This window comes from Streptomyces alkaliphilus (assembly GCF_014141535.1).
GTDB classification, from domain to species: domain Bacteria; phylum Actinomycetota; class Actinomycetes; order Streptomycetales; family Streptomycetaceae; genus Streptomyces; species Streptomyces alkaliphilus.
On the sequence record NZ_VKHT01000056.1, the window covers coordinates 1 to 11,666 of the forward strand.

At 72.9% G+C, this 11,666-nt stretch carries 12 protein-coding genes and 1 tRNA gene; 4 read left to right on the forward strand and 9 right to left on the reverse strand.

What is annotated here, in order from left to right:
• Positions 1–352: 352 nt before the first annotated feature.
• Positions 353–425, reverse strand: a tRNA-Asn gene (locus FNQ90_RS03800).
• A gap of 182 nt (positions 426–607) precedes the next feature.
• Here FNQ90_RS03800 and FNQ90_RS03805 point away from each other — a divergent pair.
• The 3 genes from FNQ90_RS03805 (at position 608) to FNQ90_RS03815 (ending at position 2,744) form a co-directional block, all read left to right on the forward strand.
• Positions 608–901: a hypothetical protein gene (locus tag FNQ90_RS03805; RefSeq protein ID WP_143617833.1), complete on the forward strand. Its 294-nt coding sequence runs from the start codon at positions 608–610 to the stop codon at positions 899–901.
• A 120-nt stretch (positions 902–1,021) separates the two neighbouring features.
• The gene (locus FNQ90_RS03810; RefSeq protein WP_182604957.1) at positions 1,022–1,795 is read left to right on the forward strand and encodes an IclR family transcriptional regulator; all 774 of its coding nucleotides are present in this window, start codon (positions 1,022–1,024) and stop codon (positions 1,793–1,795) included.
• Positions 1,796–1,886: 91 nt separating this feature from the next.
• Positions 1,887–2,744, forward strand: coding sequence for an SMP-30/gluconolactonase/LRE family protein (locus FNQ90_RS03815; protein WP_182604958.1), 858 nt, complete (start codon positions 1,887–1,889; stop codon positions 2,742–2,744).
• A gap of 124 nt (positions 2,745–2,868) precedes the next feature.
• Here FNQ90_RS03815 and FNQ90_RS03820 read toward each other — a convergent pair whose 3' ends face one another.
• The 8 genes from FNQ90_RS03820 to FNQ90_RS03855 are packed head-to-tail and all read right to left on the reverse strand — an operon-like array spanning position 2,869 to position 10,275.
• A complete protein-coding gene (locus FNQ90_RS03820; protein ID WP_182604959.1) occupies positions 2,869–3,315 on the reverse strand; it encodes a MarR family winged helix-turn-helix transcriptional regulator in 447 nt (148 codons plus the stop codon).
• Positions 3,312–3,773 carry a cation:proton antiporter gene (locus tag FNQ90_RS03825; RefSeq protein WP_182604960.1) on the reverse strand — a complete coding sequence of 154 codons (462 nt, stop codon included), beginning with the start codon at positions 3,771–3,773 and terminating at the stop codon, positions 3,312–3,314. Before FNQ90_RS03825 ends, FNQ90_RS03820 begins: the two co-directional genes overlap by 4 nt.
• Positions 3,770–4,027, reverse strand: a complete 258-nt coding sequence (locus FNQ90_RS03830) for a monovalent cation/H+ antiporter complex subunit F (RefSeq protein WP_143617823.1) — start codon at positions 4,025–4,027, stop codon at positions 3,770–3,772. The genes FNQ90_RS03825 and FNQ90_RS03830 overlap by 4 nt, the downstream gene beginning before the upstream one ends.
• A complete protein-coding gene (locus FNQ90_RS03835; protein ID WP_182604961.1) occupies positions 4,024–4,563 on the reverse strand; it encodes a Na+/H+ antiporter subunit E in 540 nt (179 codons plus the stop codon). Before FNQ90_RS03835 ends, FNQ90_RS03830 begins: the two co-directional genes overlap by 4 nt.
• Positions 4,560–6,044, reverse strand: coding sequence for a monovalent cation/H+ antiporter subunit D family protein (locus FNQ90_RS03840; RefSeq protein WP_182604962.1), 1,485 nt, complete (start codon positions 6,042–6,044; stop codon positions 4,560–4,562). Before FNQ90_RS03840 ends, FNQ90_RS03835 begins: the two co-directional genes overlap by 4 nt.
• The gene (locus FNQ90_RS03845; protein WP_182604963.1) at positions 6,041–6,700 is read right to left on the reverse strand and encodes a sodium:proton antiporter; all 660 of its coding nucleotides are present in this window, start codon (positions 6,698–6,700) and stop codon (positions 6,041–6,043) included. The genes FNQ90_RS03840 and FNQ90_RS03845 overlap by 4 nt, the downstream gene beginning before the upstream one ends.
• On the reverse strand, positions 6,697–9,594 hold the full coding sequence (gene mbhE, locus FNQ90_RS03850) for a hydrogen gas-evolving membrane-bound hydrogenase subunit E (protein ID WP_182604964.1): 2,898 nt from the start codon (positions 9,592–9,594) through the stop codon (positions 6,697–6,699). The genes FNQ90_RS03845 and mbhE overlap by 4 nt, the downstream gene beginning before the upstream one ends.
• Before the next feature lie 9 nt (positions 9,595–9,603).
• Complete coding sequence (locus FNQ90_RS03855; RefSeq protein WP_182604965.1) at positions 9,604–10,275, reverse strand: universal stress protein; 672 nt, start codon at positions 10,273–10,275, stop codon at positions 9,604–9,606.
• A 296-nt stretch (positions 10,276–10,571) separates the two neighbouring features.
• Between FNQ90_RS03855 and FNQ90_RS03860 the strand changes: the two genes are divergently transcribed.
• The gene (locus FNQ90_RS03860) at positions 10,572–11,615 is read left to right on the forward strand and encodes an NADP-dependent oxidoreductase (protein WP_182604966.1); all 1,044 of its coding nucleotides are present in this window, start codon (positions 10,572–10,574) and stop codon (positions 11,613–11,615) included.
• Positions 11,616–11,666: the final 51 nt, after the last annotated feature.

The window sequence follows — 11,666 nt, forward strand, 5'->3', positions numbered from 1 at the left end:
GATTATGAGTCCGTTGCTCTAACCAGCTGAGCTACCGCCCCGTCACCGGTGCGTCGCGCACGTGTGCGCGTCGTCTGCCGCAGCATAGCTGCTCATACGATCTGCCGCCCGGGCCGGGGCGGTTCACACACCGTTCCGGACGCCCGTCCCCCCGGGTCGGTTCCATCGGTTTCCCCCAAACCACCCGTACGGGGGATACGAACGCAGAGCCGGGGCGGGAGAGCCGGAGTGGGCGAGACGGGTGAACCGGAAGCGGCGGGGGAGCCGAACGGCGCGGAGGGGCAATCGGGCCCGGAACCACGAAGAGCACGAGCCGAAGGGTCAAGTGCCCTCCGGCTCGCGCGTGGTGAAGCTCCCCCGACTGGACTCGAACCAGTAACCTGCCGGTTAACAGCCGGCTGCTCTGCCAATTGAGCTACGGAGGAATGCTCCGCTCGGGTTCGCCATCCCGTCCCGGGGGGCGGTCCCTCGCTGCGAGCAATACATTAGCGCATGGACGGGGGTGCTCCGAAATCCGTATCCGGGGTACGCGCTACCGCGTCGCTCGGAGTCGAGCAGCCGCCCCGCCCGGGGCGGGGTGAATCGAGGCAGGGAAGGAACGCAGTCGATGCGGAAGCTCACGTTCATCGCCGGTGCCGCCGTGGGGTACGTCCTCGGGGCGAGGGCCGGTCGTCAGCGCTACGAGCAGATCGCCGAGGCCGCCCGGCGTGTGCAGCGCAACCCGACGGTCCGCAACGGATTGGACACCGCCGCGCAGGCCGGTCGCCAGGCCGCCTCGCGCACCGCCGGGGTCATCGCCGATCGGGCCGGGGACCGACTGCCGGAGTCGGTCACGGACCGTCTGCGCTCCGTGCGGGGCCGGGAGGTCCCGCTGGACGACGACTGGGGCAGCAGCCGCTGACCGACCCGGCGTTGCCGGCGCCGTCACCCCCGGATAGCGTGTGTTCGACATCCCGGCGAACAGTCGGGATGTCGAACACCGGGATCCGGTGCCCCGGGCGCCGGCGGGGAGGCGGAACCGATGGGACGACGGGTGCCGGCGGTCAGCCGCGCGCTGGACATCCTCGAGCTTTTCCTGGAGGGCGACGGCACGCTCTCCGCGCCCGAGATCACCCGACGCCTCCAGCTGCCGCGGACCACCGTCCACGAGCTGGTCACCACCCTGGCCGCCCGCGGCTACCTGACCCCCCTGCCCGAGCAGCCGGGCCGCTACCGCCCCGGCGTGCGGCTCTACCAGCTCGGCAGCCGCTACGCGGAGCAGCTGGACCTCGCCACCGAGGGCGACCGGGTCGCCCGCGAGGTGGCCGGACGCTGTGGGGAGACGGTGCACGTCGCGATCCTGGAGGACACCGACGTCATCTACATCGCCAAGGTCGACAGCAGCCACGCCGTGCGCATGGTCTCGGCGGCCGGCCGTCGACTGCCCGCCCACTGCACGGCGGTGGGCAAGATGCTGCTCGCCTCGCTGCCCCCCGCCGAGTTGGAGACCCGACTGTCCCCCGCCGGCCCGTTGGCGGCCATGACGCCGAACTCGATCACCTCCGTCCCCGGGCTCCGCACCGAACTGGAACGCGTCCGCGAGCGCGGCACGGCGGTGGAGCACCGCGAGTCCAACCCCGACGTCTCCTGCGTGGCCGCCCCGGTGCGGGACCGCTCGGGACGGGTGGTCGCGGCGCTGAGCGTGTCGGTGCCGATGATCCGCTGGAGCGAGGAGCGGGAGGCCGAACTGACCGAACTCACCGCCGGGGGCGCCGGGGAGCTGTCGGCCCGATTGGGGTACCGCCCCCGGCGTTGAGGGGCTCACGCGATCGCCGACCCCGCCGGGCGGTGAGGGGACCGGAACGAACACCCGGGGAAGACCCCCGTGGACGAAGGAGGCGGAGGACGTGCGCGTCGAAGCGGCGGTGCGGGCAGGGGCCGAACTGGGCGAGGGACCCACCTGGGACCCCGACGGTGAGCGGCTGATCTGGGTGGACATCCTCGGCGGCCGGGTTCACGGCTACCGCCCCGGCGACGGCCGGCGTTCGGTACGGGTGGTGGAGCAGCACGTGGGTGCGGCGAAGCCGAGGGCCGGGGGCGGGCTGGTGCTCAACCTCCGCGACGGCGTCTTCGCCCTCGACGACGGGCCGGACCGCGGTGACCTGCGTCCCCTCCACCACGACCCGGTTCCCGGCCGGCGCGGCAACGACGCGGCCGTGGCCCCGGACGGTTCGCTGTGGGCCGGCACGATGCGCTACGACGAGGGGGAGGGCGGGGGGACCCTGGTCCGGGTCGCGCCGGACGGTTCCTCGCGCACCGTCCTGTCCCGGGTCACGGTCAGCAACGGGCTGGGATGGAGCCCGGAGGGTGACCGCATGTACTACATCGACACACCCACCCGTCGGGTGGACGTCTTCGACTTCACCCCCGACGGGGATGTGCGCGACCGTCGTCCCCTGGTGCACACCGGAGAGCGGGACGGTTTCCCCGACGGCATGACGGTGGACGCCGACGGGTGCCTGTGGGTCGCCTTCTGGGAGGGGGGCGCCGTACGCCGCTACACCCCGGAGGGACGACTCGACCGGACCCTGCGGATGCCGGTCTCCAGGCCCACCGCCTGCGCCTTCGGCGGCCCCGGGTTGCGCGACCTCTACGTCACCTGCGCCCGGGTCGGTCTCGGCCCGCACGACGAACCCCTGGCCGGTTCGCTGTTGGTGATCCCGGACATCGGGCAGGGCCTGCCGCAGCCCGCTTTCGCCGGTTGAGACCGGCCCCGCTTTCGCCGGTTGAGACCGGCCCCGCTTTCGCCGGTTGAGACCGGCGGAGTTCGGGCCGGTCCGCCCCGTGGCGGGTCGGCCCGAACGCGGCGGGGAGCGCCCGGCGCGGGCGTCAGGAGGGACCGGGGCGCGGGGGCACCATGCGTCGCAGCAGATCCCGCAGCACGGCCCGCTCCGGGCGGCTGAGCGAGGCCAACGGCGCGGCGGCGAAGCCCATGGAGGCCCGCAGCTCCTCGTTGACCCGCAGCCCCTCCCCGGTGGCCGCGGCGATCTTCACCCGCCGGTCCGAGGGATCGGCCCGGCGCTCCACCAGGCCCCGGTTCTCCAACCGGTCCACGATCCCGGTCACGTTGGACGGCTCGCAGCCCAAGCGGTGGGCCAGCCTGCGCATCGGGGTGGGGGAGACCGCCAGGAGCGCCAACAGGCGGGCCTGCGCCCCGGTGAGGCCGTGCCGACCCGCCGCCTCCTCGTACTCCTCGTGGAAACGGACGACGACCTGTCCGATGAGTTCGATGACCTCCAGGGTCACCGAGTCGTGGGGAGCGGCACCTGAACTCACCCGTTCAGGCTACCCGGAGAGCGGGTTCCACCGTCGCCGGTGCCCTCGGCGGCGGTGGAACCCCCGCCGTCCCCGTCCCGGCCGGAGCCCGTCTCGTGGGCGCCGGCCGGATCGGGGTGGGGTCCCAGCTCGTCGGGGTCGGTGGCCGCCACCCGGGGCACTCCCGAACGGTGGGCCGCCCGCCCGGCGGCGTAGCCGGCCAGCGGGGCGGTGAAGAGTTGCAGCAGCACCGCCAGCAGCAGGGTGGCGACGGTCAGCGGCTGCGGGTTCCAGAACATCACCCCCAGCAGCACGCACACCACCCCCAGCGCGGCGGCCTTGGCCACCGCGTTGATCCGCAGGTAGGCGTCCCGGAGCCGGATCAGCCCGATGGTGCCCACCGCGATGAGGAAGACCCCCAGGCCGACCAGGGCCCGGGCGATGATGTCGAAGGCGTCCCACGCGCCGGGGCCGGTCATCGTGCCCCCCGTTCCACCCGACGGGCCAGCGCCACGGTGCTGAGGAAGCCCACCAGGGTGGCGACCAGCACCAGGTCCAGCATGGCGGGCGCCTGCGCCCGCACCGCCAGCAACGCCACGGCGGCGACGAAGACGACGAACCCGAAGTCCACCGCGATCACCCGGTCGGCGTCGGTGGGGCCGAGCACGATCCGCACGACGGCCACGATCAGCGAGAGCGCGAGCACCAGCAGTGCGGCGTCCAACACGGTCACGGTGTGTCCCCCTTTCCGCTTTCCCGGGCTCCGCCGGGACGGTCCGCGTCCCCGGTCCCGTTCCCCCGGGGCGACGGGGGAACGGGCGGAAGCGGCTCGTCCACCGGGCGCCAGGCGGTCAGCATCCGGGTCTCCAACTCCCACAGGTCGTGGCGGAACTCCTCCGCCGAGTGGGTGTGGGTGCCGTGCACCCACAGCGTCGGCGGGTCCCGCCGGACCTCCAGGGTGAGGGTGCCGGGGGTGAGGTTGATCAGACTGGAGAAGGTCGCGATCTCCGCCCGGCTGCGACAGCGCAGCGGCAACTCGACGATGCCCGGCGAGGTCCGGTCGCGCGGGGTCAGGATCTCCACCGTGATCGCCACGTTGGACTGCACGAAACGCAGCGCGAACAGCCACACGAAGGAGATCGCGCGGCCGACCCGCAGGGCGATCCTGCGCGGGGTCGGGGTGCCGCTACCGGTACCCGCCCCGGAGTCGGCCCGCGGGCCGGTGTCGGGGGTCCTCTGGTCGGGCCCCTCGGGAGTCGTGGGAGTCATGGGGTGCGCACCGCCTCCACCCAGGTCGAGGTGTCCAGGAGGCCCTCCGCCGCGGTCTGGGAGAGCACCAGCAGCGGTTCGGCGCCGAGGCCCAGCAGCACCGAGAACGAGGCCAGGACGACCGCCGGCCAGACCAGGCCGGGGCCGGCCCGGCGCTCGGGCCGGGCGGGACCGCAGTCCGCCGGAACCGGCGGGGCCCCGCTGCCCGCGAAGACACCGGTCCAGATCTTCAGCATGGACAGCAGGGTCAACAGACTGACCGCCACCGCCAGGGTCACCGCGAGCCAGGCGTCGTCCAGCGCGGCGGCCCGCAGCAGGGTCAGCTTCGCGACGAAGCCGGAGAACGGCGGCAGACCGGCGAGCGAGAAGGCCGCGACCACGAAGGCCAGGGCGAGCAGCGGCTCGCGCCGGGCCAATCGGCCGCCGTCCAGTCGGCCGTCCCCGCGCACCGCCTCCACACTCCCCGCGCACACCAGCAGCGCGGCCTTCACCAGCACGTACTGCACGAGGTAGAAGACGGTGGCGGTCAGTCCGGCACCGGTGAACAGCGCCAGACCCAGCAGGATGTAGCCGATCTGACTGACCATGTGGAAGGTGAGGATCGACCGCATGGTGTGCTCGCCCACAGCCCCCAGCACGCCGACCACCATGGTCAACAGGGCGGCGGCCATCACCAGCCACAGCCATTGGGGATCGCCGCCGTACAGGACGGCGTACAGCCGGATGATGACGTAGACGCCGACTTTGGTGAGCAGGCCGGAGAACAGGGCGGTGACCGCCGGTCCGGCGGCCGGGTAGGTGCGCGGCAGCCAGCCGTGCAGCGGCACCACGGCCGCCTTGGTGGCCATCGCGAGCATCAGGATCCCGCCCGCGACCGCGACCTCCGGGATCTCCCGGGCGGCATTGGCCAGGGAGGCGAGGTTCAGGGTGCCCGTGATGCCGTACAGCACCGCCAGACCGCCCAGGAAGAGCGTGGAGGCCAACAGGTTGACGACCAGGTAGAGCCGGCCGGCGGAGACCCGCGCCCGGCCCCCGGTCAGGGTGAGCAGGGCGTAGGACGGGGCGAGCATGACCTCGATGAGGACGAACAGGTTGAACAGGTCGGCCGTCAGCAGGGCGCCGTAGACGCCGGCGGACATCAGCAGGGTCAACGGCGCGAACAGCGGATGGCGGTCGTCACCGGTGGCGGCGGCGAAGACCAGGCAGACCACCACCAACAGCGAGGTGGTGCACAGCATGAGGGCGCCGAAGGTGTCAGCGGCGAAGACGATGGCCACGCCGGGCAGCCAGCCGCCCATCTCCTTGGTGAGCACCGAGCCGTCGGCGGTGCGGTGCAACAGCACCGCGCCGAGCGCCAGGACGGCGAGGTTGGCGGCGATGACGGTGGCGCGGGTGAGCGCGCGTCGCCTGCCGGTCAGGATCGCCGAACCGGCGGCCAGCAGGGGGACCGCGACGGGCAGGGCGAGGGAGGTCGCGATCATCGGCCTCCCCTTCCGTTGGTCTCGTTCGTCCCGTCGTCCCCGCCGGTGTCGGCGGTCCCGGAGTTCCCGACCGCCCCGGTGCCGCGGCCCGGGCCGGAGACGGGTTCCTCCGGGTCCGGCCCACCGGGGGGGCCCTTCGGTTCCCGGGCCGGTCCCGCCGTCGCCCCCGGGAGGTCGTCCTCCCCGGGCCGGGACTCCTCCCCGAGCACCCGTGCCCGGGCGTCGGCCTCCGCCTCGGCCAGGGACTCCGGATCGCTCTCGGAGGTGGGCGGGGTGCCCGCGGCCGCGTCCCGGGCGTCGGCCCGGGCGGAGGGCGCCGCCCGCGGGGAGCCGGCGTCGGCGGCCTCGTCCGGTTCCGCCGGAGGCGAGGGCGCCCCGTCCGCCCGCAGGAGCGCGAGCAGGTAGATGGTGATGCCGAAGGTGATGACGATCGCGGTGAGTACGAACGCCTGGGGCAGGGGGTCGGCGGCCTCCCCCGGGGAGGTCTGGCCGATCAGCGGCACACCGCGCCGGTCCATCCCACCGGCGGCCACGAAGAGGATGTTCACGGCGTGGCCCAGCAGGACGAAACCGAGTACCACGCGCAGCAGTTCGCGTTGCAGGATCAGGTAGACGCCGCCGGTCACCAGGATGCCGACGGCCAGTGCTGCGGTCATCGACGGGCCTCCCCCGGGGACTCGACGGTTTCATCTGCGGGCGCGGTGGTTCCCGACGCGGTGGTCTCCCGCGCCTTCCCGTCCCCGTCGGGGGGCACCGCTGCTCCCCGGGCCCCGGAGGGCCCGGGGGAGGGGTGACCCGACCCGTCGTGCCCGCCGGAGGGGTCGAACCCGCCCGGCAGTCCGTCGCCGAGGCGGTCCACCGCCGCCAGCACCAGGCCGAGGACGAAGAGGTAGATGCCCAGGTCGAAGAGGAGGGAGGAGGTCAGCGGCAGATACCCGATGACCGGTAGGTCCAGCGAGCCGCGCAGCGGGGTGAAGAACGCCTCCCCGACGAGGTGGGCGGTCAGCGCCGTGCCGATGCTCAGGATCAGGCCGCCGGCCGTGAGCGGGCCGGGCCGCAGCAGTCGCGACCCCCGGCCGGGCACGCGGCCCGAGGCCAGGTAACCGAAGGCGATCGCGGTCCCCGCCACCAGGGCGGCGATGAAGCCGCCACCGGGCTGGTAGTGGCCGCGCAGGAAGAGGTAGGCGGAGAGCGCCAACATCACGGGGGCGAGCATCCGGAAGGCCACCCGCATCACCAGGGCGTCCGCCGGCGGGGCCGTCCGCCCGGCCTCCGGCACGCTGCGCGAGCCGAGCAGCATCAACAGACCGAGCGTCACCGCGCCCAGGACGGCGGCCTCGCCGAGGGTGTCCAGCCCGCGGAAGTCCACCAGGATGGTGTTGACGACGTTGCGGCCTCCCGTTTCCGGTTCGGCCCGGCGCAGGAAGTAGTCCCCCACCGGGGAGATGTCCCGGGCGCCGGTGAAGAGCAGCGTGGCGCCGGCGGCGGCCAGGCCGGCGAGCACCGCCACCGCGGCCGATCCCACCGCGCGACGGGGGCGCGGGCGTCGGAACCGGGCGGGCAGGCGGGTGAGCACCAGCACCGCCACCACGGCCGTGAGCACCTCGACCAGCAGCAGCGTCATCGCCACGTCGGGGGCCCCCGCCAACAGGAACCACAGCGCGACGACCAGACCGGCGGTGCCCAGCAGCGCCAGCGCGGTGAGTGCGGAGCCGGTCATCACGCAGCCGAGCACCACGATCACCAGCAGCACCAGGATCGGCCAGTCGGGGGCGGCGGAGTGGTCGCCCACCAGCCCGGGCAGCGGACCGTTGTCCAGGGCGAGGGCCGCGGCGGTGCCCAGGGCGATGAGGCCCAGGACGGGACGGACCAGGATCGAGGCCGGGGAACCGGTCCGGTCCGGTCGGCCGACCAGCGCGCCGAACCGCAGCAGTCCCTCGTAGCCGCGCTCGAAGAGGTTCCCGGCGACGGGGATGCGCAGCAGCACGCGTTCCACCCGGGCCCGGGCGAGGAAGAGCCCCAGGCCGATCGCGATGGTGATCGCCGTCATCGCCAACTCGGGTGACAGGCCGTGCCAGAAGTAGAAGGAGACCTCGCCGGCGGTCGGGTACACATCGACCAGGGCCCAACCGACGATGGGGTCCAACAGACCGACGGCGGGGCCCAGCACCAGGCCCAGCAGGGCGGCGAAGGCGGCCGGGGCCAGGAAGGCGCGGGCCGGTTCGTACAGTTCGGTCTGCACGGTCGGGCCGCCGAAGGCGCCGTAGAAGATGCGCAGACCGTAGGCGAAGGTCAGCGCGGAGGCGATCACGGCGACCGCGCCGGCCGCCGGTCCGGCCCAGGGGGTGACGTCGGCGTCGAGGAAGCCCTGGAAGAGGTACTCCTTGCTGACGAAGCCCAGCAGCGGTGGCACACCGGCCATGGACAGGCCGGCGAGGCCGGTCATCGCCGCCGTCACCGGCATCACCCGGCGCAGACCGGAGAGTTCGCGGATGTCCCGGCTGCCCGCCTCGTGGTCGATGATGCCCACGAGCATGAACAGGGTGGCCTTGAACAGCGCGTGGGCCAGGGTGTGGAGTATGGCCGCGGAGAGTGCGGTGGGGGTGCCCACCCCGATCGCGGCGGTGAGCAGACCGAGCTGACTGACCGTCGAGTAGGCCAGCAGCCGTTTGAGGTCGTGCTGACGCAGTGCCCACGCGGCCCCGAAGACCGCCGAGGCCAGACCGATGATCAGCAGCGCGGCGGACCAGGCGGCCTCCCCGGCGAAGAGCCCCGAGAAGCGCATCAGGAGGTAGATGCCCGCCTTGACCATCGTGGCGGCGTGCAGGTACGCGCTGACGGGGGTGATCGCGGCCATGGCGCCGGGCAGCCAGCTGTGCGCGGGCACCAGGGCCGATTTGGTGACGGCGGCGACGATGATCAGCGCCCCGATGGCGGGGGCCAGGGGGGAGGCCAGGACCGTCTCGGGCTCGGCGAGGATCACGGTCAGGTCGGTGGTGCCGGCCGCGACCGCCAGCAGCACCATGCCGGCGAGCAGTGCCAGCCCGCCCGAGGCGGTGACCAGGAACGCCTTTCGGGCGGCGCGCACGGCGTGCGGCCCCGCGTCACCGATGAGGAAGTACGAACAGATGGTCGTCAGCTCCCAGAAGACGACCAGGAGGATGATGTCGGAGGCCATCACCAGGCCGAGCATGGCGCCGGCGAAGAGCGTCAGGAGGGTGTAGACGGCCCGGTGGTTGCCGTGCTCGGAGAGATAGCGCGCGCAGTAGGCCATGATCAGCGCGCCCACCCCGAGGATGAGCAGGCAGAACATGGCGGCCAGGCCGTCCAGGCGCAACTCGGCGGTGACGCCCAGGGCCGGCAGCCAGGGCAGTTCGGTGGTCACCACCGGCTCGTCGGCTCCCCCGGGCGCCCTGCCCCACAGCAGGGCGCCCACGATCAGGAAGCCGGCGGCGAGGACGTATCCGGTGTTGCGGCCCAGCCTGCGGTCCAACAGGGGGACCAGACAGGCCAGGCCGATCATCGCGGCCGGAGCGAGGAACAGGGGCATGGAGGCGGATCAGACCTCCTTGCCGGGGGTGGGGCCGTTCCCCGCCGTTCCGCCGGTGGCGTTCGGCGCGGTGGCGAGCAGGACCGGCAGCGGGGAGCGGCGCACCATCTCGTCGGCGACGCTGCCCAGTAGACGGCGCGACAGACCCTTGCCGCGCCGGCCGATGACGATGACGTCGGCGTTCTCGTCCTCCGCCATCCGGAGCAGCACCGCGGAGGGCTTGCCGGAGCCGATCTCGGTGACGATGGCGGGACCGTTGTCGCCGTTCAGCTCGCCGGCGCACTCGGCCAACAGCGTCCGGGCCCGGTCGGTGTCGCTCTTCGCCTTCCCGCTCTCGGCGTCGACCACGGTGGCCAGCACGATGCGCGAGTCCGGTGAGGAGAGAAGACGGGAGGCGTCCGCGATGGCCTGGCGCGACTCGGGGGAGCCGTCCACGGCGACCAGCGCGGTGCGACCGCCGATCGCGTGCTCCTCCGAGGTGAGGGCGTTCCGCTCCAGGGTCCGGGGGCGGGTGCGGGGGCGTTCGGCCGCGATCGGGACGAACATCGGGCCGAGCAGGGCGCCGAGTACGTACCAGTGCCAATCGCGGTAACCCTGCCGGCCGAGCAGGACGACGGCCGCGATCACTCCGGAGAGGACCCAGACCGCGATGACCAGGGCCACGAACAGGGCGGTTGTCATGAAGAGGAGCCTCCTCGTCTGCTGCCGCCGGCCCCGTGGGCCGCCGGGAGGGATGGCGCAGCCGGACCCGGGATCCCATGGCGGGGTCCAGCAAACACCATTCACCGGGTGTTCAGGGACTTTCCGGGCGCGACATGCGGGTGAGAGTGGTCGGATGGTGGTCCGAGCATATGAGTGAGGACGGGGAGGCGAATGTTTGACAGGCTGAAATATTTACGGGCATGGTTGTTTCAGGATATGAAGTATCGGCTTCGATGATCACTCGAGCGGTCCCGTACCCGCACCCGGAGGAACCCATGCCCCAGCCCCGCACCGGCCGTGCCTGGCACCTGGCCTCCCGGCCCGTCGGACGTCCCCGCCCGGAGGATTTCGCGCTGCGGGAACTGCCGGTGGCCGAGCCGGCCGACGGGGAGGTCACGGTCCGAAACCTCCATCTCTCGGTGGACCCCTACATGCGGGGGCGGATGAGTGATGTCAAGTCATACGTCGCCCCCTACGCCGTGGATGCACCCATGGACGGCGGGGCGGTGGGAGAGGTGATCGCCTCCCGTGCCCCCGACCGGCCCGAGGGCACGCTCGTGGTGCACCACCTGGGCTGGCGCGAGTACGCGACCCTTCCCGCCCGGCACACCACGGTGATCCCCGCCGACGCCGGCGGTGATCCCTCCGGCGGGAACGACATCTCCCCGAGCGCCCACCTCGGCGTGCTCGGGATGCCCGGTCTCACCGCCTGGGCGGGCCTGCTGGAGGTGGGTGGCCTCCGTCCCGGCGACGCGGTCTTCGTCTCCGGGGCCGCGGGCGCGGTCGGCGGCCTCGTGGGCCGCATCGCCCGGCTCAAGGGCGCCTCCCGGGTGGTCGGCAGCGCGGGCACCCCGGAGAAGATCCGGCTGCTCACCGAGGAGTACGGCTTCGACGCCGCCTTCGACTACCACGACGGCCCGATCCGCGACCGCCTGCGGGAGGCCGCGCCCGAGGGCATCGACCTGTACTTCGACAACGTCGGCGGCGAGCACCTGGAGGCCGCGATCGGCGCACTGCGGGTCCACGGCCGGGCCGTGATCTGCGGCATGATCTCCCAGTACAACGCCACCGAGCCGCCCGCCGCCCCGCGCAACCTCGCGCAGGTCATCGGGAAGCGCCTGCGGTTGGAGGGCATGCTCGTCAACGACCACAATGCCTCCCGCCCCCGCTTCCTCGAGGAGATGACGGGATGGCTGCGCTCGGGGGAGATCGACAACCGGGAGACCGTCGTGCACGGCATCGACAACGCCGCCCGCGCCTTCCTCGACCTCCTCGACGGCGGCAACACCGGGAAGATGATCGTCACCCTCGACAGCTGACCCCGGGGCCGTCCGGGTGCCCGGAACGGAACCTGTCTCTTATACACAGCT